The sequence below is a fragment of the Dyadobacter sp. SRI_021 genome, assembly GCF_057586235.1.
Genome location: NZ_JBYCZM010000005.1, coordinates 639,112 through 664,238, shown reverse-complemented (window position 1 = coordinate 664,238; position 25,127 = coordinate 639,112). Strand labels below are relative to the sequence as shown.

At 50.2% G+C, this 25,127-nt stretch carries 26 protein-coding genes and 1 pseudogene; 14 read left to right on the top strand and 13 right to left on the bottom strand.

All coding sequences use genetic code 11. From position 1 onward, the window contains the following. Positions 1-152 precede the first annotated feature (152 nt). Positions 153-1,553, top strand: a complete 1,401-nt coding sequence (locus tag AC2YIT_RS19060; RefSeq protein WP_487280186.1) for a dicarboxylate/amino acid:cation symporter — start codon at positions 153-155, stop codon at positions 1,551-1,553. Positions 1,554-1,579: 26 nt separating this feature from the next. Continuing rightward, a complete protein-coding gene (locus AC2YIT_RS19055; RefSeq protein WP_430845232.1) occupies positions 1,580-1,936 on the top strand; it encodes an ArsC family reductase in 357 nt (118 codons plus the stop codon). On the opposite strand, the gene AC2YIT_RS19050 is transcribed toward AC2YIT_RS19055, so the two are convergent. Then, complete coding sequence (locus tag AC2YIT_RS19050; RefSeq protein ID WP_487280185.1) at positions 1,929-3,155, bottom strand: THUMP-like domain-containing protein; 1,227 nt, start codon at positions 3,153-3,155, stop codon at positions 1,929-1,931. The genes AC2YIT_RS19055 and AC2YIT_RS19050 overlap by 8 nt on opposite strands. Positions 3,156-3,402: 247 nt before the next feature. On the opposite strand from AC2YIT_RS19050, the gene acs reads away from it, so the two are divergent. After that, positions 3,403-5,292, top strand: a complete 1,890-nt coding sequence (acs, locus tag AC2YIT_RS19045; RefSeq protein WP_430845235.1) for an acetate--CoA ligase — start codon at positions 3,403-3,405, stop codon at positions 5,290-5,292. 67 nt (positions 5,293-5,359) lie between these two features. Here acs and AC2YIT_RS19040 read toward each other — a convergent pair whose 3' ends face one another. The 6 genes and pseudogenes from AC2YIT_RS19040 to AC2YIT_RS19015 form a co-directional block, all read right to left on the bottom strand. After that, positions 5,360-5,515, bottom strand: coding sequence for a FeoB-associated Cys-rich membrane protein (locus tag AC2YIT_RS19040; RefSeq protein WP_430845237.1), 156 nt, complete (start codon positions 5,513-5,515; stop codon positions 5,360-5,362). A gap of 17 nt (positions 5,516-5,532) precedes the next feature. Further along, positions 5,533-6,069: a YfiT family bacillithiol transferase gene (locus AC2YIT_RS19035; protein WP_487280184.1), complete on the bottom strand. Its 537-nt coding sequence runs from the start codon at positions 6,067-6,069 to the stop codon at positions 5,533-5,535. A gap of 188 nt (positions 6,070-6,257) precedes the next feature. Beyond that, positions 6,258-7,052, bottom strand: a complete 795-nt coding sequence (locus tag AC2YIT_RS19030; protein ID WP_430845240.1) for an inositol monophosphatase family protein — start codon at positions 7,050-7,052, stop codon at positions 6,258-6,260. Continuing rightward, on the bottom strand, positions 7,018-8,247 hold the full coding sequence (locus AC2YIT_RS19025) for a lipoprotein N-acyltransferase Lnb domain-containing protein (protein ID WP_430845242.1): 1,230 nt from the start codon (positions 8,245-8,247) through the stop codon (positions 7,018-7,020). Before AC2YIT_RS19025 ends, AC2YIT_RS19030 begins: the two co-directional genes overlap by 35 nt. Continuing rightward, a complete protein-coding gene (gene rsmI / locus AC2YIT_RS19020; protein WP_430845243.1) occupies positions 8,237-8,941 on the bottom strand; it encodes a 16S rRNA (cytidine(1402)-2'-O)-methyltransferase in 705 nt (234 codons plus the stop codon). Before rsmI ends, AC2YIT_RS19025 begins: the two co-directional genes overlap by 11 nt. Continuing rightward, positions 8,938-9,186, bottom strand: a pseudogene (locus AC2YIT_RS19015) (4a-hydroxytetrahydrobiopterin dehydratase); the annotation flags it as partial. The gene rsmI and the pseudogene AC2YIT_RS19015, both read right to left, overlap by 4 nt. 290 nt (positions 9,187-9,476) lie before the next feature. On the opposite strand from AC2YIT_RS19015, the gene AC2YIT_RS19010 reads away from it, so the two are divergent. Genes AC2YIT_RS19010 through AC2YIT_RS19000 form a run of 3 tightly spaced genes read left to right on the top strand, consistent with a single transcriptional unit; the run spans position 9,477 to position 11,355 of the window. After that, complete coding sequence (locus tag AC2YIT_RS19010) at positions 9,477-9,905, top strand: OsmC family protein (RefSeq protein WP_291199239.1); 429 nt, start codon at positions 9,477-9,479, stop codon at positions 9,903-9,905. Between the two features lie 6 nt (positions 9,906-9,911). Then, the gene (locus AC2YIT_RS19005; RefSeq protein ID WP_487280183.1) at positions 9,912-10,733 is read left to right on the top strand and encodes a thymidylate synthase; all 822 of its coding nucleotides are present in this window, start codon (positions 9,912-9,914) and stop codon (positions 10,731-10,733) included. Positions 10,734-10,746: 13 nt separating this feature from the next. After that, a complete protein-coding gene (locus AC2YIT_RS19000; protein WP_487280182.1) occupies positions 10,747-11,355 on the top strand; it encodes a trimeric intracellular cation channel family protein in 609 nt (202 codons plus the stop codon). A gap of 99 nt (positions 11,356-11,454) precedes the next feature. Here the strand turns inward: AC2YIT_RS19000 and AC2YIT_RS18995 are convergent, their stop codons facing one another. Then, complete coding sequence (locus tag AC2YIT_RS18995) at positions 11,455-12,360, bottom strand: DUF2911 domain-containing protein (protein WP_487280181.1); 906 nt, start codon at positions 12,358-12,360, stop codon at positions 11,455-11,457. A 76-nt stretch (positions 12,361-12,436) separates the two neighbouring features. Between AC2YIT_RS18995 and AC2YIT_RS18990 the strand changes: the two genes are divergently transcribed. After that, complete coding sequence (locus AC2YIT_RS18990) at positions 12,437-12,976, top strand: NUDIX hydrolase (RefSeq protein WP_487280180.1); 540 nt, start codon at positions 12,437-12,439, stop codon at positions 12,974-12,976. Here AC2YIT_RS18990 and AC2YIT_RS18985 read toward each other — a convergent pair. The 5 genes from AC2YIT_RS18985 to AC2YIT_RS18965 all read right to left on the bottom strand — a co-directional run bounded on the left by AC2YIT_RS18985 (position 12,963) and on the right by AC2YIT_RS18965 (position 18,915). Continuing rightward, complete coding sequence (locus AC2YIT_RS18985; protein WP_430845252.1) at positions 12,963-14,627, bottom strand: S8 family peptidase; 1,665 nt, start codon at positions 14,625-14,627, stop codon at positions 12,963-12,965. The genes AC2YIT_RS18990 and AC2YIT_RS18985 overlap by 14 nt on opposite strands. An 84-nt stretch (positions 14,628-14,711) precedes the next feature. Then, entirely contained in the window at positions 14,712-16,307 is a 1,596-nt protein-coding gene (locus AC2YIT_RS18980) for an FMN-binding glutamate synthase family protein (protein WP_430845254.1), read from the bottom strand. 23 nt (positions 16,308-16,330) lie between these two features. Next, on the bottom strand, positions 16,331-17,566 hold the full coding sequence (locus tag AC2YIT_RS18975; protein WP_487280179.1) for a 3-phosphoshikimate 1-carboxyvinyltransferase: 1,236 nt from the start codon (positions 17,564-17,566) through the stop codon (positions 16,331-16,333). Between the two features lie 23 nt (positions 17,567-17,589). After that, positions 17,590-18,204 (bottom strand): hypothetical protein, encoded by a 615-nt coding sequence (locus AC2YIT_RS18970; protein ID WP_430845257.1) that lies wholly within the window; start codon positions 18,202-18,204, stop codon positions 17,590-17,592. Between the two features lie 87 nt (positions 18,205-18,291). After that, positions 18,292-18,915 (bottom strand): DUF502 domain-containing protein, encoded by a 624-nt coding sequence (locus tag AC2YIT_RS18965; RefSeq protein ID WP_487280178.1) that lies wholly within the window; start codon positions 18,913-18,915, stop codon positions 18,292-18,294. A 137-nt stretch (positions 18,916-19,052) separates the two neighbouring features. Between AC2YIT_RS18965 and AC2YIT_RS18960 the strand changes: the two genes are divergently transcribed. From AC2YIT_RS18960 to AC2YIT_RS18930, 7 genes are all read left to right on the top strand, one after another. Continuing rightward, positions 19,053-20,132 carry an Ldh family oxidoreductase gene (locus tag AC2YIT_RS18960; RefSeq protein ID WP_487280177.1) on the top strand — a complete coding sequence of 360 codons (1,080 nt, stop codon included), beginning with the start codon at positions 19,053-19,055 and terminating at the stop codon, positions 20,130-20,132. Positions 20,133-20,186: 54 nt separating this feature from the next. Next, positions 20,187-21,224, top strand: coding sequence for an endolytic transglycosylase MltG (gene mltG, locus AC2YIT_RS18955; RefSeq protein ID WP_487280176.1), 1,038 nt, complete (start codon positions 20,187-20,189; stop codon positions 21,222-21,224). Between the two features lies 1 nt (position 21,225). After that, the gene (locus tag AC2YIT_RS18950; protein ID WP_090373563.1) at positions 21,226-21,645 is read left to right on the top strand and encodes an acyl-CoA thioesterase; all 420 of its coding nucleotides are present in this window, start codon (positions 21,226-21,228) and stop codon (positions 21,643-21,645) included. Positions 21,646-21,658: 13 nt separating this feature from the next. Then, positions 21,659-22,591: a YihY/virulence factor BrkB family protein gene (locus AC2YIT_RS18945; protein WP_430845265.1), complete on the top strand. Its 933-nt coding sequence runs from the start codon at positions 21,659-21,661 to the stop codon at positions 22,589-22,591. Positions 22,592-22,709: 118 nt separating this feature from the next. After that, entirely contained in the window at positions 22,710-23,702 is a 993-nt protein-coding gene (locus AC2YIT_RS18940; protein ID WP_487280195.1) for a glycosyltransferase family 2 protein, read from the top strand. Positions 23,703-23,734: 32 nt separating this feature from the next. Beyond that, complete coding sequence (locus AC2YIT_RS18935; protein ID WP_106596006.1) at positions 23,735-24,361, top strand: L-threonylcarbamoyladenylate synthase; 627 nt, start codon at positions 23,735-23,737, stop codon at positions 24,359-24,361. 105 nt (positions 24,362-24,466) lie between these two features. Then, on the top strand, positions 24,467-25,126 hold the full coding sequence (locus tag AC2YIT_RS18930; RefSeq protein ID WP_487280175.1) for a WbqC family protein: 660 nt from the start codon (positions 24,467-24,469) through the stop codon (positions 25,124-25,126). Position 25,127: the final 1 nt, after the last annotated feature.

The window sequence follows — 25,127 nt, the reverse complement described above, 5'->3', positions numbered from 1 at the left end:
CTTCTGTTTAGTACAAACATTCACTCTTATTGTTCAAAACATAAATTAAATTCTGCGTTTTGGCTAAAATGCATTGGTTGCGTTGACAATCATTAATTTGATTTTTTATAAGTTTACCGTTACAAACTAATCTAGGATACCAAATTCCCTTTATGAAGAGCAAGATTACCATTATCAATATCGTGCTGGTTACCATTGCCGCGATAGCCTCCGTTTTAAGTGCTTACGGTCTCCTGCCGTTATCTGATAGTGTGCTCATCGGCCTGCGCTGGCTTGCGCTGGCGGGCCTGATCGTGTATGCGATCCTGAAAAAGAACCTCACTACCTCGATCCTGATCTCGATGCTCGTAGGAACGGAGATCGGTTACGATTTCCCGAAGATGGGTACCGAGCTGCACTTCCTGCGGCAGATATTCCTTCAAATGATCAAAACGGTCATCGCGCCGCTGCTTTTCGCCACGCTCGTAACCGGTATTGCCGGCCATTCCGATCTGAAACAGGTGGGCCGTATGGGCTGGAAATCGCTGTTGTATTTCGAGGTCGTCACCACATTCGCATTGATCATCGGGCTCGTGTTTGCCAACTGGTTCAAACCGGGTGTGGGTATTGTACCGCCTGAAAGCCTGAACGCGACATTACCCAAAGTAAACCAGCAAACCTGGCAGGAAATCGTACTTCATTCGTTCCCGGAGAACATTGCCAAGTCCATTTACCATGGTGAAGTGCTGCAAATCGTCGTTTTCAGTGTGCTTTTTGGCATTAGCCTCGCATTGCTGCCTTCTGCGAAGAAAGAGAAATTTGTGCATGGCGTGGAGCTGCTGGCGGAGGTGATGTTTAAGTTTACCAAAATCATCATGTACTTCGCGCCGATCGGGGTGGGAGCGGCCATTGCCGAAACGGTTGGCCACATGGGAATCGATGTTTTGAAAAACCTGGCGTTGCTCCTTGCTACATTGTATTGTGCATTGATCGTGTTCATCCTGGTGGTATTCGTACCGGTGGCGATGATCGCGAAAATCCCGGTGATCAAATTCGCGAAAGCTATTTTCGAGCCGGTATCTATTGCATTTGCAACAACCAGTTCGGAATCGGCATTGCCGAAGGCGATGGAGAAAATGGAGAAATTCGGTGTCCCGCGCCAGATCGTATCGTTCGTGATGCCAACGGGTTACAGCTTTAACCTTGATGGTTCAACCTTGTACCTCGCGCTCGCGACGGTGTTCGTGGCGCAAGCGACCGGCACCGAAATGTCGATCGGGCAGCAATTCACAATGGTATTGCTATTAATGCTTACCAGTAAAGGCGTGGCCGGTATCCCCCGGGCTACTTTGGTGATATTGTTGGGCGCGATCGCTAACTTTGGTATGCCCGAATGGCCTGTATTGCTCATCATGGGGATCGATGAACTGATGGATATGGCACGTACTTCGGTGAATGTGACGGGTAACTGTCTGGCAACCGCTGTTATTGCCCGTTGGGAAGGCGAGCTCGATGATGAGAAAATGCACAATTCAGACAAAGTTGTGGAGGAAGCCGAAGCTACCGAAGTTTAATCCAGTTATTTTCAGAGTAAATTTTTATGTTGACCCTTTACGGAATCCCGAATTGCGATACCATTAAGAAAGCCCGCACCTGGCTCGACAAAAACAAGGTGGCGTATCAGTTTTACGATTACAGAAAAGACGGAATCAGTCCCGAGAAAGTAAGCAGCTGGTTCAGCGAATTTCCGTGGGATAAGGTCCTGAACAAGGCTTCGACGACCTGGAAAGAGCTTAGCGAAGAAGAAAAAGCGAAAGTGACCGACGCGAAATCTGCGGCAAAACTGTTGTCATCAAACCCGACGGCCATTAAGCGCCCGGTAATCGAAGACGAAAACGGCAAAGCGCTGACGCTGGGCTACAACGAAAAAATATACGAAGAGACCTACCTCAAATAGGTTTCACACAAACGATCACGACTTTCGATTGATCGGCAAGGGTGGTGGCGAACAGGTAATGGTCGCCGCCATCTTTGATTTTCCATTTCTTCCTTAATTCTTCGGGTTTGGCGGGAAAATTGCGGGTGGTGATGTTCGCTTTATCGCCTGGAATGTGCTGTAAAATCTCCCGGATATCGGGCTTGCAAACGGCCACGATCCTGAAACAACGGCCGGGGAACGCGGTGCCATAATCTTCCGAAGTATACAGCTGGCTGTGCATGGCCAGTTTCCGAACATTGAACCGCGCACAAAGCGTTTTGAATGCCCCCGCTTTCAACACTGCCGCGTGCGGTTCATATAAATAGCCCGACGGCCTGGAATAATCCACTAATGCATTCCGCTCTTCTTCCCGGTCGAAATCGAGCTCGTGAATGGGTTGGCCTGCTGCGTCGATAATACGGACTTTGATTTTGAAATCAGGCTCCCGCATTTCGCGGTCGAGGATAAAGAGTAGCTCCTTGCATTCTTGCTCGTAACCCATCACATGAACTTCTTTCAGCTTTTGAAGTTCTTTCGAAGCCAGGTCGATATCAAGCAACGGGGAGGTTTTGATTAAAATGTTGGGGGCTGCATTTAATAGCACCGCTGCATTTCCGGCCACGTCGGGCGTGCAATCGGCCAGGCGCACTACTTTTTCCTTGTTGGCATCGCGGCGGGCGGGGTCGGCGTAGAGCCAGTCGGCGGTGAGACCGTTCCGTAATGCGGTCAGGGATTCCCCGGCGTGTACATGTATGCGTGTGGCGCCCAGCTGTGTGAAGTTGTACTCGGCCGTGGATGCGACTTGGAGTTGTTGCTCGAAATAATGAGTTTGGGCAAAGCTGCGACTCATGTAGTAGCAGTCGATACCCATGCCGCCGGTGATGTCGATCAGCGTTTTTCCGGAAACAATACCGGCCTTGTAATGCGCCGTGGCTTCCGATGAGCATTGTTCCACCGATAGGGCGGGCGGAAATATCAGGTTTTCATTGGCCGACCATTCCGGCAGTTTTTTCAACGCCTTCTGCCGCGACTGAATCTGGCCCGCGAGCTTCTTCACGTCCAATCCCCTGAACTTGCTGGCTTTCAGGATCAGCTCGCCCGGATTGTCGTACAAATGTTCGCGGATAAATGCGATCTCTGCTTCCGTTAATCCATTGTGTGCACTGCTTTCCGCAGCCATTTCTTGCCAGTTGCTCATTTGTTCAATTAATTCGTAGCCCGAAAGTACATCTTTTTACCCAGCGGCGGTAACAGCCGCGTCCGGAGGAGCGATTTTGAAATATTATTAGAATGATAACAATTACTGGTCTTTCGTTATCGGTTGATTATCAATAAAATGGCCTTCAAGTATCCTTAATACTGTTTCTATGCAAGTAGGACTAACCAAATGAAAATTATAACTTCACAGCCAAATCCTAAATTTCCTGTTAAAACCTTTATTTATCATGAGAATTAAGACCTTTGAAGAGTACAAGGTTGCTTACCAACAAAGTGTAGACGATCCCGAAGGTTTCTGGGCGGAAGTAGCCCAACAATTTCAATGGCGTAAACCGTGGAAGAAAGTGCTTAGCTGGGACTTTCAGGAAGCGCGTACAAAATGGTTCGAAGGCGGTGTGATGAACATCACTGAGAACGCTCTCGACCGTCACCTGGCCGAACGAGGCGATCAGCCTGCGATTATCTGGGAGCCTAACAATCCCGAAGATCAGGCGGTGACATTAACTTACCATGTTTTGTTTGAACAGGTTTGCCGTTTCGCCAACGTGCTCAAAAAGCACGGCGTGAAGAAGGGCGACCGCGTTTGTATATACTTGCCGATGGTACCTGAGCTGGCGATTGCCGTGCTCGCTTGTGCACGTATCGGTGCAGTGCATTCGGTGGTTTTCGGTGGTTTTTCTGCGAAATCCATCGCCGACCGCATTAATGACGCCGAATGTTCGATGGTGATCACTTCCGACGGCGCTTTCCGTGGATCCAAAGTGATCCCGATGAAAGATACCGTCGATGAGGCATTGGTGCAGTGCTCGACTGTGAAAAAGGTGATCGTGCTAACCCGTACCCGCACCCCGGTGCATATGCTGAAAGGCCGCGACCTGTGGTGGGAAGACGAGGTAAAACAGGTAAACTCCGTGTGTCCTGCTGAACCGATGGATGCCGAGGATATGCTGTTCATTCTCTACACGTCGGGTTCGACGGGCAAGCCCAAAGGGGTAGTGCACACCTGTGGCGGTTACATGGTTTACGCGACCTACACCTTTGCGAATGTATTCCAGTATGAGCCCGGAGAGGTGCATTTCTGTACTGCCGACATCGGCTGGATCACCGGTCACAGCTACATCGTGTACGGCCCGCTTTGCTATGGCGCTACTTCTGTGGTATTCGAAGGAGTTCCTACTTACCCGGATGCAAGCCGTTTCTGGAAAATCGTTGAAAGACATAAAGTGAATATCCTTTACACTGCGCCGACGGCGATCCGCTCGCTGATGGGCTTTGGGCTGGACTATGTAAAAGGACATGATTTCTCTTCATTGAAAAAACTGGGTTCGGTAGGGGAGCCTATCAACGAAGAAGCATGGCACTGGTACAAAACCAATATCGGTGGCGATCACTGCCCGCTGGTCGACACCTGGTGGCAGACTGAAAACGGCGGTATTATGATCTCCCCGCTGGCTGGCGTCACACCCGAGAAACCGACATTCGCGACATTGCCATTGCCGGGTATCCAACCGGTATTGGTGGATGAAAGCGGCAATGAAATCGAAGGGAACGGTGTGAGCGGCAATCTTTGTATCAAATTCCCGTGGCCGGGTATTATCCGCACTACGTACGGCGATCACGAGCGTTGCCGCCAGACCTACTTTTCTACTTATCCGGGAAAGTACTTCACCGGCGACGGCTGTTTGCGTGATGAGGATGGCTATTACCGCATTACCGGCCGTGTCGACGACGTACTGAACGTTTCCGGCCACCGTATCGGAACCGCGGAGGTGGAAAATGCGATCAATATGCACTTGGGCGTAGTAGAATCGGCGGTAGTGGGTTACCCGCATGACATCAAAGGTCAGGGTATTTATGCCTATGTAATCACCGAGCATACGCCTGAGGATCCCGAAATGTTCCGTAAAGACATTTCTGCCACTGTTTCCCGCATTATCGGCCCGATCGCGAAGCCGGATAAGGTACAATTCGTATCAGGTTTGCCTAAAACGCGTTCAGGCAAGATCATGCGCCGGATCCTGAGAAAGATTTCGGAAGGAGACGTGAGTAACCTGGGAGATACCTCCACATTGCTCGATCCTGCGGTTGTGGACGAGATCAAGTCAGGTGCGTTGTAAGATTTGGATGTACATATAAGTCAAAAGGCCCCGATCGGGGCCTTTTGCATTTTCTCTGAACGAGAATCTATTTGATTTTAACCGAACTCACTTTATCGGCAGCGCAGCCACAACCTTTGGCACAACCGCCGCTGTTGCGCCGGTCGAATGACTTCCAGATCCGCCAGCTCATGTAGCCCGCCGCGATCAGGAATAATGCCCAAATAATGATTTGCTGCTCCATAGTTTGTTAACCTAAAATCACGGCCAATTGTTCCGCTGTGCCAGCCTGAATGCATGCTGATAATGATGCTCGCTGTGCCACGCGTAGTTTGCAATCACCTCGTCAAGGCGGAACGACTTTTGCGAACCTGGATGGAAATAGGTCCGGGCCAGGTCGTTTTCATCCAGCGAATTCAGGAGCAGTACCCAACGCAAATGTACGTAACGCAGCAGTTGCAGCGATAATTCGACCTGCGCTGTTTTGGCATCCGGCAGCTCGGCCCACAAGTGTTCCTCATAGGGTTTGATCGTCGGATTGTCCTCCGTCAATGCCAGCCTGCAGCGGGTGTAGGCATTGATATGGCTATCGGCCACGTGGTGGATCAACTGGCGCACGGTCCAGCCGTCGGGGCGGTAGGGGGTATCCAGGCGATGATCGTCCCAATTGCCCAGTAGGTTGATAAACTTAGAAGGCAATGCGCTGATAATCTGAATATTGGATTTGATCTCGGAAGGTGTGTAGCTTTCCTGTGATTGAAATTCGCCGATGGGGTATTTAAGTTCGTGTAAGTCCATGGTGCGGTATTAATTATGACCGGGTCGCCGGTGCGATGAGTGAATGATTGGTAGGGTATTTATAGTCAGTGTAGTCATTTATGGTCAGAGGTAGTCATTTATAGTCGGGTTTGGGTTTCAATTTGAATACTAATCATGACTACAAATGACTATAAATGACAATTCTTGACTTCCTGACTTTTGATCGTTCAGAAATTTTCGCTGATGACTTGAACGAGTTCCGGATGGGCGCCGGGCGCGGCTGCGATGATGTCTCCTCCGAAAAGGTAGTTGTCGCCACCACTGAAATCCGTTACAATGCCACCTGCTTCCTTAATGAGCAGCGTTCCTGCGGCCATGTCCCAGGAGTTCAGGTTGTATTCGTAAAAGCCATCGAAACGGCCAGCTGCGACATAGGCCAGATCTACCGCCGCCGCACCCATTCTGCGGATGCCGTGCGTTCTTTGCATGAGCAATTCGAGAATGTACATGTAGCGTTTTTGTTTCTCGAATCGGTAGTAGGGGAAGCCGGTCGCGATGAGCGCATCGGCCAGTTGCGGCACGGTCGATATTTTGAGGCTTTTTCCGTTGAGCCATGCGCCTCCACCTTGCCAGCCATAGAACATCTCGTTCAGGCCCGGTTCGTGGATTACACCGATCAGCAGTTCCTTTCCGCGTGCGAGGCCCACGCTCACGCAATACACGGGAATGCCGTGGATGAAGTTGGTGGTGCCGTCGAGCGGGTCGATGATCCAGTTCAATGCGTCCGGGTCAGGTTCCAGGCCCGTAGTGCCTTCCTCGGTAATGAAACTGGCTTCCGGCAGAACTTCTTTCAAACCGGCCACAAGTAGCTTTTCTGCCTCCTTGTCGACATAGGAAACGAGGTTGTTGAGGTCTTTGTACTCGATTTTGTCACGAGAAAAAAGGGCAGCTTCCTGCTGAATAAATGAGGACGCCTGCCTTACTATTTCAATGGTTTTTTGTGTCAGCAACTCCAGATCCATACGCAATTTCCTTTTGAGGAATTTTAGAGAGTGAATTGTTAATATAATAAACCCTGATGATCAGCATCGCCAGGATGGGAATTAACACCAGATTATGCTTTGCGAGGTTACCCGTTGCGCAAAGTAAGAGGAATGCATAAAAAATCAACAGAAATTGAAACCACCCCGGTTTATGCTTTTTTGAAAGCGAAAAAATGAGCGGCATCCACAGTGGAAATGCCCATAACACATCGTAATTCCAGCTGGTAACACCGTGGTTTGTCCCGAACCAAAGCAATAAAAGAATCCATCCAGCAAGGCCCGCAATGCCGAAAAGCACTTTGTCGAACACAAAATTGACCCGCTCGGTGCGGATTTGCCAATAGGTAAATGCGAGCGTCAGGATTGCGAGCGACCAGAAAACGACGGTAGGCGTAAGTGGGCCAGGGGGCGGGAATGGCGCTGCTTTGAAAATCTCCCGTGTTTCCGAAACCAATGGTGCCGTGCCGGTAGCGGTTTTCACCTTCGCATCCGCAAAAGCTGCGGCTAGATTATCGGGCAGGAAAGTGGCTTGCTCGGGTGTCGCGATTTCGTCCGAAGGGGCACCAATGGCCAGATCCATCCCGAAATCAGCCCAGGGATTTTGTTTGAATGCGTACAGATCGATCCACTGGCGGAAGCTCCGTTTTTCTTTGGTATAGCCGTTGTAAATCAGGCTATCGCCCACGGCTGCCTTCAATGCGACAGTCATGCGGGTGGCGCAGTTGTCGTAAAAGAACTTGTACTGATACTCGCGATTCTCGGGCAGGTAATTGTTTTCGAGAAAGTTATAAAGCCTTTGTTTTTGGGGAATTGAGAGATTTAACACCTGCTCTGAAATGGAGCGGTTTTCTTCCTGATAATGTGCGATCTGATAGGAGAGCGGCGAAACAGAAAGGCTGTAAGGCAATGTTCCCCTCAGGAATTTGATATAAAAATTACCTTCCTGAAAACTGAATGTACCATAGTTGAATGCGCGGTCGACGCCCGTCATAGGGTCGTATACCCAAAGCACACTATGCCCGAAGCCGGAGTAGAGCTCCTGGCCCGGGGCCACCGTAACCAGGCTGATTTTGGCCGAAGGACTCAAAATGCCAAACTGCGCCCGGGAGACAACCGGCATGGCAAGCCAGACAAGGCAGATTAATAGGGCTAATCTTAAATTTTTAATCCTCATCTTCGTCGTTCGATTTTCTCTTTTCATCGGCTTTGCCAGCCACTACAATCACGATTTCGCCTTTTACCGGTTTGTCGCCAAAATGCGCGATGACCTCTGTTACGGTCCCGCGCACGTTTTCTTCAAACATTTTACTTAATTCCCTCGAAACACAAACCTGCCTGTCGGTACCGAAATGCTCGGCAAACTGCTGCAATGCTTTTACGAGCCGGTGGGGCGATTCGTAGAAAATCATTGTGCGCTCTTCATTGGCTAGGTTTTGCAGCCGGGTTTGCCTTCCTTTTTTATGAGGAAGGAAACCCTCGAACGTAAACCGGTCGCTTGGCAGGCCGGAATTAACCAGCGCCGGCACGAATGCGGTAGGCCCGGGCAGGCATTCCACAGGCAGGCCCTCACGGATGCAAGCGCGCACGAGCAGGAAGCCCGGGTCTGAAACGGCGGGTGTACCGGCGTCGGATACGAGCGCAAGCGTCTCGCCCTTGCGGATACGCTCCACGACGCGAGCGACGGTCTGGTGTTCGTTATGAATGTGATAGCTTTGTAAAGGCTTCGAAATGCCCAGGTGTTTGAGCAGGTTCCCGGATGTACGGGTATCTTCGGCCAGGACCGCGTCAACGCTTTTCAGTACGTTGATAGCCCTTAATGTAATGTCTTCGAGGTTGCCGATCGGCGTGGGTACTATGTAAAGTTTCATGCGTTATAAATCCGGTCGATCGCCGCAGCAAGCTTGTGGTCTTTTTCGGTTACGGTGTCACCGGCATCGTGGGTATTCAGTTCAATATGGACCTTGTTGTACATATTCGTCCAGTAGGGATGATGGTCCATTTCGTTGACAACATCGGCCACTTTGTTCATAAAGGCGAAAGCCGCCCGGAAATCCTTGAATGAAAAGCTCTTTTTGAGTTTGTTATCTTCTTCCTGCCACATGGTTTTCGGTGTTTTGTTGAGTTGGTCTTGCCAAAATACTTATGCCAGGGCTTGCCGCATTGCCGACGGCAGGCTGGATTTCTGCACCCGAATATAAGGCTATTCTTCGTGAAATTACACGCTGGCTTAGCCCTTTCAAGACCGATCGAGTATATTTGAACTTTGACCCCGGTTAAAAGCTTTAGAGATTATACGTGCCGGTGGGCATGTCGGCCAGAGGCCTCCGAATAGTCGGCACGAGGCAGGAGCTTCGCGCCATATTGATTAATTAACGACAGCCAGCGAAACAGCAGGCAAACATTATGAAAGTAGAACTAGTCCGCGTAGATGACGCCTTCCATTTCGAAGGCACCGGTTCCTCCGAAGTAAAAGTACATACCGACGGCTCGCCTGAAATCGGCGGCCAGAACCTCGGCGTGAGGCCGATGGAGTTATTGCTGATGGGGCTCGCGAGTTGCAGCGCTATCGACGTGGTGCTGATCCTCAAAAAGCAGCGTCAGGAAATCACCGATTTTCGCATTGTAGCCGATGGCGATCGCGAGCAGGAGCCAGATACCCAGCGCAAACCGTTCCGGAAAATCCATTTGACATTCAAATTCGCGGGCGTTAACCTCGATGAGGCCAAGATCCAGCGTGCGATCGGACTTTCGATGGAGAAATATTGCTCCGCAACCGCTCAGCTGGAAGCGCTGGCGACCATTACTTATGACGTTGAAATCGCCTCAGCTTAAATAAACATGCAACAATACCACGACCTGCTGCGCCATATTCTGAAAGAGGGCGTTAGAAAAACCGACCGGACCGGCACGGGCACGATCAGCGTGTTCGGCTACCAGATGCGTTTTGACCTTAAAAAAGGTTTTCCGCTGGTGACGACCAAGAAGGTGCATACCAAATCGATCATCCACGAGCTGTTGTGGTTTTTACAGGGCGATACCAATATCGGTTACCTGAAAGAGCACGGCGTGTCGATATGGGACGAGTGGGCCGACGAAAACGGCGATCTCGGCCCAGTTTACGGCAAGCAATGGCGGAGCTGGGAAGGTCCGAACGGGAAATCAGTGGACCAGTTGCAGGAGGTATTGAAACAACTCAAAAACTCGCCCGACTCACGGCGCATTATCGTTTCGGCCTGGAACCCGGCCGAGTTGCCGCAAATGAAGCTGCATCCGTGCCATGCATTGTTCCAGTTTTACGTGGCGCCGCCCGATACCGAGGCCGGTGAAACGAAAGGCAAGCTCTCGTGTCAGTTGTACCAGCGCAGCGCGGATGTGTTCCTCGGCGTGCCATTCAACATCGCGAGCTATGCATTGCTTACGATGATGATCGCCCGCGAATGTGACCTCGACCTGGGCGATTTCGTGTGGACCGGCGGCGATACGCACATTTACCTCAACCATTTGGAACAGGTAGAAACGCAGCTGAGCCGCGAACCGCGCGAACTGCCTCAAATGATACTGAATCCGGAAGTGAAGAATGTGCTGGATTTCCGTTTCGAGGATTTCGAACTGCGGAACTACAACCCGTGGCCGGGTATCAAGGCCCCGGTAGCGGTGTAATAGTCGTCGCGGAATGAGCATTCAATACATATTAGAGATCGTCGGAACATTCGCATTCGCGATTTCCGGCGCATTGGCTGTGAAGGATCAGAAGCACCAGGATTGGTTTGGTGCGAGCTTCACAGCCTTTATTTCTTCCATCGGCGGTGGTACCCTGCGCGACGTGCTGCTGGACAGTTACCCGCTGGTGTGGATCAGCGATATCACGATCATCCACGCCATTATGCTGGGCATTCTCGTCACATTCATTTTTTACAAATTCCTGCTCAGGCTCAGGAAAACGCTGTTCTTGTTCGATACTTTCGGGATTGCGCTGTTTACCTTGGTAGGGACTGAAAAAGCCTTGCATTTGGGCGTACGGCCGGAGATAGCCGTGATTATGGGCGTCTTCACCGCCACTATGGGTGGGGTGATCCGCGACATGATGACAAACGAAATCCCGATCATTTACCGGAAGGAAGTCTACGCTACGGCTTGTTTTACCGGCGCGTGCGTGTACCTGATCCTCGATGGGCTGGGCATAGAGCGGAACACGACATTCATCGTTTCGGCACTTGTAATCATCGTGCTACGCATCCTGGCGGTACGCAATGGATGGAGCGTCCCCCGCTTTTTCAGATGATAGAAAATGGAGTGTCAGATGTAGTTAAATGTCACGCTGAGCGCATTCGAAGCGAGGCACTATACCGCGCTTCGACTGCGCTCAGCGTGACATGACATATTATTTCTTCTTCTTTTTAACCGTGGAAACAGCTTCTTTCACGGGCGCGGCCTTGGCCTGCATTTCGGCGATCGCTTTTTCAACTTGCGGCTTGTAGAAGTTGTAAGCGCCATCCGGAGCGGCTGCGCCCACCGTCAATGCTTTTTGCGCTACGGGAATTGCCTCGGTGGTCTTGCCCAGTTTGTTCAAAATCTGCGCTTTGGTCCACAACGCACCGAATGATTCTTTCAAACCAATCGCTTTATCGGCTAGTGACAGTGCAACCTGCAAATCTTTGCCTTTTGAAAGCATATAAGCGGCGGTACTCTGCAACGTGGCTACGTCTTCAGGCTTCTCTGCTACGGCTTTGTTCAGCGCAGTCATGGTCAGAGACTCGGTATTTACAGCTAGGGGAACAGGGATATTTACAGATGACCACGACAGGTTCAGGAACGCCGTGCTGTCGGTTACCGGCTCGATTTCGATTTTGAATGCTTCGTTGTATTCATTTGAGGTAGGCACGACCATGATACGTGCAACGTCCTCCGATTCTTTATAGTTGTCGGTACCGCCCTGCTCATAGTTTTTATTCAGAATAACCGTCCAGGCTGTACCATTAGGGATTGAAAACAATGCATATTTCCCCGCAGGTACCTTCTTGTCGCCGAATGTAAACTCGGTGCTGGATTCGAAGGTCGTCGCCATGTTGGCACCTGTGCGCCAGATCTGATCATACGGAGCAAGCGCAGAGCCATCGGCGAATACTTTGCGGCCTTTAATGAACGGACGCGAATATTTGACAGTGAAATCGGTTACACCTACGGTTTGCATTACTGTGGCTGCGGGGCTGGGGGCAGGCACACGCTGCGCCATTACGCTGGTCGCCATGAGGGCAGCGAGGGACATGGATAATAGATACTTTTTCATTTTTGAATAAGGTGGTTTATTGCTTTCAGTTGTTAAACTTGTGGTGAAATTAGAACGAAAAACCCAGATAGTCTAAATGAACAGGGACAGTTTGCTCGCATTGCTTGCATCGTACGAACCGGAGCCGGGCTTAGAGGCTGAAATGCACAGTGATACGGTTGATTTTGTGAAACAACATCCCGAATGTTTCGACCGCAGTCTGCTGATCGGGCACATTACGGCTTCCGGCTGGGTGCTTTCGCCGGGAAAGGATGCGGTGTTGCTGATGCACCACCGCAAGCTCGACCGCTGGTTCCAGCCCGGAGGCCATTGTGACGGCGACCCCGATGTAAGGGAGGTGGCTATGAAAGAGGTAATGGAAGAAACCGGTATCACCGACCTCCAAGCATTGAAAGACGGGATTTTCGACGTCGATGTGCATTTAATTCCTGCCAATAAAGACGTCCCGGAGCATTACCACTACGATATCCGTTTCGCATTCAAGGCAGCCGCAGGGCAGGAAATAGTATTGAATAGCGAATCCAAAGACGTGCAATGGGTACCTGTTTCACAAGTACAGCATTCCAACGACTCCGAGTCGATTATGCGGATGGTAAGGAAGACTAGCGCTTTATAAATTTCAATGTTCTTTCCTGGTTGTCGACTTTGAGCCGGACCAGGTAGAGGCCGGATGCGAACCGGGCGGTGGCAATGGTGTGTTTGCCGGTCAGGCGCGTGGCGGCTGCAAGCATGGTTGCTCCGCTTGCTGCATACACGCTCACATTCGCCGTTTTACCGATCAACGTTTGCGGAATGGTCAGCGTCACTTCATCCTGTGCCGGATTGGGTGAAAGAATGACGGAGCTCAGAAGCTCGCTTTCGGTACCTAGCGGGAAAAATTCGTTTTGGGCGATTTCTTGTGCTTTAATCAGGTTGGGGACGCCATAACCCAGCATATTGTTTGGTGTTGCGGCCAGGTGCCCCGATTTCTTTAATACATAAATAACCTGCTGCGCTGTCAGGTTTGGAAATGCCTGCCAGAAAATCGCGGCGACACCGGCAATTTGCGGAGCTGAAAATGAAGTGCCGTAACCGCTGGAGGCGCCGCCTGTCAGGTCTCCGATAGTGGCGCCGGCGCCGACGGCCGAAACGTCGGGTTTCTGAACGCCTGCGGAATTGGGCCCTGTCGAACTTAACGAGGCGTAGCTGCGATCGGCGTTCGTCGCCCCGACGGTCAGTACCGAATCCACATCGGCGGGTGCACCTATGTAATGCCAACTGTTGTTTCCATCATTACCTGCCGAATTCACAACCAGGATACCCTTGCGCGTGGCGTAACGTGCGGCGCGGCTCACGATCGTCGTTTTACCGTCCATATCCTTATAGGTGTGGTTGTAGGCGGGGGAGTCGAACTCGTCCTCGAATGTCGTGTAGCCGAGCGAAGAATTGATCACGTCCACGCCGAGGCTGTCGGCACGCTCGGCCGCCATAAGCCAGGTGATTTCTTCGTAAGGAGATTCGCCTGCATTGTTTTCTGTCACATACAATGCAAAAGAGGCTTTAAAGGCGGTTCCTACCAATGTGCCGGGCAGGTAACCTGCGATGGTCGACATCACACTCAGCCCATGGAAGCCGTCGTTATAGATATTGCCGTCGCGGGCCACGAAATCATGGGTGTCGATAATGCGGTTTTCATCGCGCACCTGTTTAAAATAAGGCACTTCGTCACCCTTGGCAAAGCCGTTGTCGAGAATAGCAATAAGCATGTTTTCACCCTGGAAACCTTTTTTGTGCATGTCAGCCACTTCCATGAGGGCAAGCTGCGTATTCATTTTGCCGTAATCGATATCGGCGGTTGTACCTAGTTTTTGGTGCGTTGCTGCGGTACGGGCAATGCCGGGTGATTTGGAAGTAATATTGGCAACGGGCAGGTTCAGCTCAATACCTTTGTAGAATGCCAACGCCTTGATTTGCGTAAGCTGCGCGTCGGAAGCTTCCACCAATGCACCATTGAACCAGCGGGTAGGGTAAATGACCTTCGCCCCTGTTTGCCGGATGGCCGTCAGGTAGCCTGGATTGACGGGAAGATCGTTTGCAGTAATGGCGATGTTCTGTTTTTTACGGCGATCGACGGATCTTTGGGATAGAAATTCAGTTGGCTTATCGACGGAATAGGTGCTATTGGCTTTGTCCTTAAATAGCACGAGATATCTCGGATTGCTCTGAGCGAAAGCAGTGGCTTGGGCAAGCAGTAATGAGAATGCGGTAAGCAGTAAAGTTTTTTTCATGGACGCGTTTTTTTGAAAGCAACGTTCGCCGCTCCTGTTTCCATATACTTCTCCAAAGGCAAAATTGTGGCGGTTATCCTGTGGCTAGGCTACTTTTTCGCCCGGTATATCGCGACCGCCGAGGTGGTCGCATTCGAGCAATGCTTTGATGCCGGGGAAAGGTACGACGGTTTTGAGATAACCATAATTATCGGCCAATGTAATGGTGCGGTTGTTATCGCCCATCGAAATGTCGATATCGGCCATCCCGAACTGGCAGGGATGCTCGTAGCCCGAAGCGTGGGTGATTTCGATGATCTCCTTCGCCAGGGTTTTCATGTAGTTGTTGAACCGCTCGCTTTTCAATGCCGGGTCGATGCCCGATTCCAACCATTTGTTGTTGGTAGCAATGCCGGTAGGACAGCGGTTGGTATGGCAGCTCTGCGCCTGAATGCAGCCGATGGAAAGCATGGCCTCGCGCGCCACATTGATAATATCGGCCCCCATAGCGAATGCCATTACGGCTTGCGCAGGCAAGCCAAGTTTGCCCGAGGCGATGAAGGTGATCTTATCGTTCAGGTTATGTTTCTGGAAAATTTTGTAAACCGTGCTGAATGCGAACACGAGCGGCAGCGACACGTGGTCTGCAAATGACGGAGGTGCTGCTCCGGTACCTCCTTCGCCGCCATCGATGGTAATGAAGTCGGGTCCTTTACCAGTTTCGACCATAAGGTCGGCCAGCTCTTCCCACATTTCCGTTTTGCCCACGGCGGATTTAATACCGACGGGTAAGCCGGTTTGAGCGGCCATCGCTTCGATGAAGTCGATCATTTCACGCACATTCGAGAATGCGCTGTGGTAGGGAGGCGAAACAACGTCCTTTCCGATCGGTACCCCGCGGATTTCAGCGATTTCGGCCGTGATTTTGCTTGCCGGCAGCACGCCACCCTTGCCCGGCTTGGCGCCTTGCGATAGTTTCAGCTCGATCATCCGCACACTCGGGTTGTTCTGCATCAGCTTCACGAGCTTCTCCATTACAAAGTTACCGTCATCGTCGCGCACGCCGAAATACGAGGTCCCCATATTGAAAACCACATCCGCGCCATATTTGTGATAAGGGGAAAGTCCGCCTTCGCCGGTATTATGGTAGTTGCCGAATTTGAAAGAACCTTTATTTAAAGATTCAATCGCACGGGCAGAAAGCGAGCCGTAGCTCATAGCGCTCACGTTCACAACCGAACGCGGGCGGTACGGGCGCTTGCGTTGGTGGTACGCGCCAATGACTTTGGCACTCGGAATGGTGTAATGGTGCGGATCGTTGCCGTTTTTGACGTGGTGGCTGTGGGTGGAATCCACACGGAAAGGAAGCATGGCGGGCTTAATGAGCACATAACCCGCTTCCTGCATATTCTGGTCGGTGCCGAAACCCTGGTAGTTGTTTTCTTTTTTAGAAGAAGCATAAATCCAGGAGCGCTGCCTGCGATTGAACGGCAGCTCCTCCCGGTTGTTGGCTACAATATATTGGCGCAGCTCCGGCCCGATCGTCTCGATCATATACCGGAAATGCCCTACCAATGGAAAGTTATGCTGAATGGTATGCCTTTTCTGTAACACATCCCTGAGGGCGATAATAATGGCGATGGCCAGGATAATATAAAGCCAGACAGGCACCGATGCCAGGAACGACCAGACAGTTTCCATAAACAATTCCAAATGGTAAAATTCTAAACTTCTTCCCAGGTGGTAACCTTTGCGAGGTCTTTCCAGTAACCGGGGTAGGACTTTACGACCACGCCCGGTTCCTCGATAAGGATTTCGCTCACCATGCCTACGGGCGCGAACGCCATTGCCATACGGTGGTCGTCGTAGGTGTGAATGGACGGTACCGGATCGGTTGGGATGTCGGAAAGGGTCGTTACCTCGTATAAATAGTCTTTTTCAACCTCATTCAGTTCTGCGCCCAGCTTTTTAAGTTCTTGCTGTAATGCAAAAATGCGGTCGGTTTCTTTGATTTTAAGGCTTTCTACGCCGGTTAGCGACAGACGTATCTTTTTGATCGCGCACACGACGGCTACGGTCTGGGCCAAGTCAGGACAGTTGGTGAAATCCCAGCCCAGCGATGCTTTCGCGGGAATTTTGGTCAAAAGCACACCGCGGTCGGTGAACACGCTTTCCACACCCAGGTGGCGCATAATGTCGACAATGGCGCTATCGCCTTGCAGCGAGTTTTTCTTCAATCCCAGCAATTCCACTTCCGCATCTTCAGCTAATGCCACAATGCTGTACCAGTAGCTCGCACCCGACCAGTCGGATTCGATTGCATAAGGTTTGGGCTGGTATTTGAATGGCGGGATAGTCAGGGTATTATGTTCCCAGTCGGCGATGTATTCGATACCGAAATGCGCCATTTGGTTCAAAGTCATTTCAATGTACGGTCTTGAACCTACCTCGCCTTCGAGTTTGATTTTCAAACCGGCAGGTAATTGCGGCGCGATCATCAGCAATGCCGAAATGTATTGGCTGCTCACGTCGCCGCGCATGGTCAGTTCATTGTTTCCCGAGTAATTGAAACCATTCAATTGTAGCGGCGGGTAGCCTTCCACTTTTTCATACGTAATATCCGCCCCGAGCTTGCGCAGCGCATCCACCAGTATCCCGATCGGGCGCTCGCACATACGTGGCGTGCCGGTCATGGTTTTCTTTTGGCCTGTAACCGAAAAATAGGCCGTCAGAAAGCGCATGGTGGTACCTGCGTCGATCACGTCCGCCACGGCGTCGTTTGAATTGAGCAGGCGGAGCATGGTTTGCGAGTCGCGGGCTTCGGAAATGTTGGTGAGCTCGGACTGGAAACCGGTGAGCGCATTGATGATCAGAGCGCGGTTACATTCACTTTTGGATGCGGCAAGCTGTATTTCAGCACGTATGGGTTGTTGGGGGGGATGAACGAGAATGGATTTCACTTTTCAGATATGGTGTTTCGCAATTAATAGGTTTCAAGCACTTTCAGCTTATTCCTGGAATTGATTTTCAGGGAAGCGAACGTGAATTTATAACAAATATACCCCGCAGCCATGAGCGAACCGCCGATGACGAGCGTGGAGGTGTCGGTTGTATAGCGTTTGTTGTCGACGCCTTTGTTGAAGAAATCGGCTCCGATAAAGATCAAACCGGCCAGCGGAAGCAATGGGGCGGCCTGTGAAACGAAGGGTATTCTCCGGGAAACCTTCAACAGGCGAATGTCTTCGAGCAATATGCGCTGATAGTCCATCCGGCCCACGGCCTCGTTCACTACGCCGATCGTGAAAGCGGAATCGTCTACCGAAGCGATCGTTTCGTTGAAGCGGATGGTTTCGTTCTTCATCCGGAATTTGATATTGTCTCCCGGAAAGAACCGGTATCGGTGAAAGCCGCCGATGACAGGTGAAGCGTCGAGTACCAGATATTTTTGTCCCGGCGTGGCGATTACCCGGCTGCTGCTGCCCTGTTTCAGAAAGAGTTCTTCACTGGAAAGGGTTTTTTTAGGGTCATAATGGTCTTGCGACCATGCTTTGATATTCCCCAGGAACAGCAAAACGACAATGGGAAGGAGTTGTCTCATAGTACTAAAAGAATGGTTCAAATATAGGGAATCATTCTCTTAAACGGGCACAACTGTTGCATTGTTGCTCATTAAAAACGGGTTAAACTAATCGTCCTCAGCCGTTTCTTCCTTTGAAACCTTTACAGATACACCACCGGATACAAGCATCTTCATCACATCCGTCGCTTTGGCGTCAACGGGCGTTACATGCTCGGTGGGCACAATAAAAAGTTCGCCTGAAAGCGAGTAGGAGAGCGGCATGTATACCGCCACATGGTCAGCGATTTTGAGGTGGCTGAGGTCGGTTTGGGTGATGAAACCGATCTTTTTAATATCAGTATCCCTATACATCGTCACCAGCACAGGCTGGTTGAACTTCTTTTTATCTCCTACAAATGCAAGAATGAGGTCCTTGATAGAGTAGTATATCAAACTCACCAGCGGAATGCGGCGCATAATGCTTTCGGTGAACTTGAAAAACGACTGCGGGACGATCGTGGAGAACAGGAAACCGAGCAGGATAATGCCGAAAATGATGATCAGCACGCCCAGGCCTGGCAGGTATACCATCTGCTGGTTTGAGATCGGGATTTCAATGGGGAGGATATTGTCAAGATATTCGACGCCCGACCAGATAATGAGGACGGTCGCGTAGAGTGGCGCCACCAGCACAAGCCCCCGGATGAAGTAGCTGATGATGCGTTTGAGGAATGCGTTTTTAATTTCCATATTTGCACGCCGGGCGTGGACGACCAGTTGCGGGCGGCTAGTTGCGAACGGCTAGTTGCGAACGGCTAGTTGCGGCACGCAAGGTGCGCTGGTTGGCGGTAGGGCAAAATTAGCAAGAAGTTCATTATTTGACGTATATGTATCAGGCCAGTTATTTAAAACATTTTACCGAGCAGGTTTTTCTGGCAATAGGATGTCCCCAGGACGAGGCCCGGCTGGCCTCCGAAGTATTGGTCAGCGCGGACTTGCGCGGCGTGGATTCCCATGGGATCGCCCGTTTGGCAGGGTATGTAAGACTTTACGACCACGGGCGTTTGAACCCGAAACCAAATGTCACCATCGCTTATGAAACTCCCAGCACGGCTGTGGTGGACGGGGATCGCGGATTGGGATTGGTAGTAGCGCCGCAAGCGATGGAAATTGCAATGGAAAAGGCAGAGAAAGTGGGCTCCGGTTGGGTGTCTGTTAGAAACTCAAACCATTTCGGCATTGCGGGCTATCACGCCATGCTTGCATTACAAAAGGATATGATCGGCTGGACCATGACGAATGCGGCACCGCTCGTTACTCCAACCTTTTCATTGGATAAGTTATTAGGTACAAATCCCATTGCGGTAGCAGTGCCCGCATTGACAGAACCTGCCTTTGTGGCAGACTTCGCGTCGACAGCCGTGGCTTACGGCAAATTTGAAATATTACAAAGAAAAGGCCTTCCGGCGCCGCTAGGCTGGGCTCAGGACGCGGATGGTAACCCTACCACCGATTCCAATGCCGTAAAAAGCGGCGGTGGTTTGCTTCCGCTAGGTTCCGACCGCGAGCATGGCAGCCACAAAGGTTACGGACTGGGTGCGATAGTGGATATTTTTTCCGGAGTGCTTTCAGGTGCTAACTTTGGGCCGTGGGTGCCGCCGTTCGCTACTGCAGGTTTCATGGGCGTGCAGCAGAGCGTCGGGCTTGGTACCGGGCATTTTCTCGGCGCAATGCGTGTGGACGGATTTCGTCCGGCTGACGAGTTTAAAGCGGATATGGACAATTGGATCGGTGCATTCCGTAATGCGCGGGCCGTCGATGGCGAAAAGGTGCTTATTCCCGGTGATCCGGAAAGAGAAATGGAAGCTGAACGTAGTGTGAACGGTATCAAACTGCTCGAACCGGTAGTTTTGTCACTTGATGAGCTGGCGAAGCGCTTCGGCATACCATTTGAAATCAATTTGTAAACAAGAAAAAACAAAAGCCGACGGCCGACTGCCGAAGGCCGACAGCTAAAACATATGTCGCGCAATTTTAGAATAGGGTTGTTCATTACAATCGCGATCCTCGTCACCACCTTCTCTTTCTATTTCTGGCAGATCTTCCGGACGCCGAATTTGCAGGTCGATAAAAAATCGAGCTTCGTGTTGCTCGTCCCTCAAAATGCTACTTACAAAACGGTGCTGGACTCATTGAATCGTCATGAGGTAATTAATGACCATATTTCTTTCCAGTTTCTGGCTAAATTTTTGAAATACACCGAGAAAGTGAAGCCTGGCCGGTACGTGATCAAGCCGGAGAGCAACAACTATGAGGTAATCAAAAAACTCTCGTCAGGGAGCCAGGATGCGGTGAAGCTGACATTCAACAATATCCGTCTGAAAGAAGATTTGATCAAACGCATCGGTTCCCGGTTCGAGTTTGGAGAGGACAACTTCCGCAAAGCACTGAACGACCCGGCGGTTTGCAATAAATATGGCCTCGATACCCTGACGATCGTTTCGATGTTCCTGCCTAACACTTACGAAATATACTGGACTACCGGTACTGAGAAGTTCCTCGATCGTATGCACAGCGAATACAAGAAGTTCTGGACCGACGAGAAGATCGCGAAAGCCAAAGAAATTGGATTGACACCCGTTCAGGTTTCGATTCTGGCTTCCATTGTGGAGGAAGAGCAGGCGCGCAAAGTAGACGAGCGGGCGCGCGTGGCTGGGTTGTATATCAATCGTCTGCATGCCAACATGCCATTACAAGCTGATCCTACCATCAAATTTGCATTGCAGGATTTTGCGATCAAGCGGATTCTCAATCAGCAGTTGATGATCAAATCGCCTTACAATACCTACATTAATACGGGCCTGCCTCCGGGCCCGATCCGCGTTGCGGATTTCAATTCGCTGGATGCGGTTCTGAATTACGAAAAGCACGATTACACTTATATGTGTGCCAAGGCCGACCTCTCGGGGTACCACGCTTTTGCCACGAATTACGCTGACCACCTCAACAATGCGCGTCTTTATCAGGCTGAGTTGAACCGGTTGAAAATCATGAAGTAGGATGTTTGTTCACGAAGTTAAGGGCATCAGGGTGCGGTACGCCGACACCGACCAGATGGGATATGTGTATTACGGAAATTACGCCCGGTATTATGAGATCGGCAGGGTAGAGGCATTGCGCAGCCTGGATTTCCATTATAAGGCGATGGAAGATTCGGGTGTGATGATGCCGGTTTATGAATGCCATTACAAATACCTGAAACCAGCCCGCTATGACGACGAGCTGAATATTCTGGTTAAAATTGAGGAATTGCCCGGTGTGCGTATTCGGTTCGCCTATGAAATCCGCAATCAGGAACGTGTTTTGCTCAATACCGGGGATACCACATTGGTTTTCCAGCGAATGGACACCGGCAAACTATGCCCGGCGCCCGATAAACTGCTGGAAAAACTGAAACCCTATTTTGAACCAAAGGGATAACACGCGGCCGGTTATGCTTGAAAAACTGCTGATAAACCGCCACATCAAGCGCATTATTACCTGGTTGCAGCAAACGACGCTCTTCCGGGGAACAGTGTCGTTGTATGATATTCTCCTGAACCTGATCAACAGCAATAGGAAGCACGAGATCGATCAGCGTGCTTCGGCGGTGGCTTATAGCCTCACATTGGCTGCATTTCCGGGAATAATCTTCCTCTTTACGCTCATTCCCTACATCCCGATCAAGAACTTTGATCAAATGATTTTCGCATTGCTTCGCGACAATATGCCGCGTGGCACGTTTGAAGCCGCTGATCAGACGATCCTGGACATTGTGAGCCGGCCGCGGTCCGGTGTACTCTCGCTCGGTTTCATCTTTGCGATGATCGCCTCCACCAATGGCATGATGTCGCTCATGCGGGCGTTCGATATGGTGTATGATGATACAGAAACGCGCGGCTTTCTTGCCATTCGTGCCATTGCTATGATGCTTACGCTACTGCTTATCGCGGTGCTTTTTCTTTCGGTGGTTTTGCTGATCGTGGGAGATGCCGTGATGAACATCATAGGCGACTGGCACATTATCCGTGATAACTGGCTCATTGCCTTGCTTAATATTCTGCGTTATTTGATCAGCTTTGGCTCGCTGATGCTGACGATTTCGATTATCTACCGGTTCGCGCCCTCGCACGGGCGCCAGTTTACGTTCGTGAACGCAGGTTCGGTGATTGCGTCCGTTCTTATCCTCGCGGCTACCTATGGATTTTCCTTCTATCTTTCACGTTTCAGCTCCTACAACAAGCTCTATGGTTCGATTGGCACCATGATCGCGCTGATGATTTGGATTTACCTGCTTGCATTTGTGATTATTCTGGGTTTTGAAATCAATGCGAGTATTAACCGGGCGCGCGGTCGGCTGACTTCCAAGCGCGTGGTAAAGCGGTGATTTGCCGGATAATAACATTATCGGCATCTCCGGTTTGTTGTTGGTAATTTTGTGGTGCGGTGCCCTTATCCCCTCCGAATACACACCGTAAATGAAGGGACCGCTTGGAGCGCACGACATGACAAACTTGGAAAAACCACTCGTTACAGTTATCCTGACGACCTATAATCAGGAGAAGTACATTGAGGAAGCTTTGACTTCCGTTTTCTACCAGACTTATCCGTACATTCAGCTGATCGTCATCGACAATGCAAGCAAAGACAATACGCTGGGTGTGATCGAAAGTTTCAAAGGGAAGGCGCCCGCCTTTCAGGTAATCCGCAATCGCCATAACCTGGGCCTTTGCAGGGCATTCAACCAGGGCTTAACCATCGCGCAAGGCAAATATGTGATTGATCTCTCCGGGGACGACGTAATGATCGCCGACCGGATCGAAAAACAGGTGGAAACTTTCGAAGCGCTTTCAGAGGACTATGCCGTCGTGTTTACCAACGCACGGTACATCGGAAAGTCCGGGCAGCAGCTGCATTACCATTATGAAACCGATAACCGGGGGAAGGCGGCCTGCAAGGTGCCGTCGGGCGATGTTTACAAGAATATTCTGGAACGGTATTTCATTTGCACGCCCACGATGATGATGCGGACAGCCACATTGCAGCTCCTGGGTGGCTATGACGAAACGCTGGCATTTGAGGACTTCGATTTCTGGGTGCGGTCATCGGTCCGTTTTAAATACTTCTACCTCGACGAAATCCTGACCAAAAAGCGGGTGCTCAAAACTTCGCTTTCAACTGGTGTTTACAAAAAAGGAAGTGGAATGCTGCAGTCGTACTATGCGGTTTGCAACAAAGCATATGATCTGAACCGCGACCAGAAAGAGTTCGATCTTTTAGCCGCGCGCATACGTACATTTATCCGTAAATGTCTGTACGCGCAAGAGTTTGAACTCGCTGTACGTTTTCGCCGGTTATTGAACTATATTGAGAACCCGGGCTTGCAGACAGAGCTGATCGTACTAATGTGCAGGCTGCATTTGCCGGTGAATTTCGCTTACAGATTCTACATCGAAAATTTAAAAAAAATGACGCCGCAGGAAGGATTTGCATTTTGATTTTGTTAGGTCAAAAAGTAAAAATTTCCCTTATGCCTGCTGAGTTTGTTAAAATTTATCCCCAAAACCCTGACGAGCGTCGAATCCGTCAGGTAGTGGACTGTCTTCGTGACGGAGGTTTGGTGATTTACCCGACCGATACGGTGTACGGACTCGGCTGCGATATTTACAACACCCGCGCAGTCGAGAAAATAGCGCGTATCAAAGGCATCAAGCCACAGAAAAACGACTTTTCATTTATCTGCTACGACCTGAGCCACATTTCCGACTTTGCGAAAGTGGGCAATACTGCCTTCAAAACCATGAAAAGGGTGCTCCCCGGGCCGTACACATTCATCCTCGAAGCGACGAGCAATGTCCCTAAGCTTTTGAATACGAATAAAAAAACGGTCGGAATAAGGGTGCCAGACAACCTTATTCCCCGTTTGATAGTAAAGGAGTTAGGGAACCCGATCGTGACGACTTCCATCCGAGACGACGACGAGATCATCGAGTATTCGACCGATCCCGAACTGATTTTCGAGAAGTTCCAGCACCAGGTAGATATGGTGGTCGATGGGGGGTACGGGGGTAACGTGGCGTCTACCATTGTGAAGGCGGATGGCGATGATTTTGAGATCATTCGGGAAGGCCTGGGTGACGTAAGTATCTTCCTTTGAGATCAAAAATTGTAATGATTTAAGTTGCTGTTGAACATTGTTGACTGTGCAAAATAATTATTATAAATTTTTTGATAATATCATAAGCCTTTACCATATTTGATAGTGTCGGATTTTTTAGTTAAAGAGGATCAGTCCACGGAAGTACGGATTGAATTGCAGTATCTGCCTTGTTTAGAGTATTTTACTTGTATATTACAGTACGACCGGGTCTACATTGACGTTGAGGAGAGGTATGTGAAGCAGACTTACAGAAATCGCTGCAATGTACTCACTACCAATAAAATAGATACGCTGACGATTCCTGTGAAAGGATATAAGGCAGCGAGCTCCACGAAAGATATTTTGATCGACTATAACCAGGATTGGACACGGCGCCATCTGGGTTGCCTGCAGTCAGCCTACGGAAAGTCTCCTTTTTACGAGTATTACGCCCACGAGTTCAAGCGTGTTTACGAAAGGAAGCTGGCATATCTCGTCGATCTGAACTATGAATTGTTGACAATTTGTCTTAGATTGACTGGTGTAAAAAAGGACATTCAGTACAATTTGTCAGGAGTTAAAATGGATGAAAATGCGGTTGTAAACGCTATTTCACTCATTAACAACCGAAAACAGCCTGATTTGCATAAATATTACCACCCTGCGCCTTATTACCAGACCTTCGGGAATGATTTTGTGGGGAATTTAAGTATTGTTGATTTACTGTTTAATATGGGGCCGGAAGCAAAAAGTGTTTTGTTAAGATCCTGTAAGTCTCAATAAA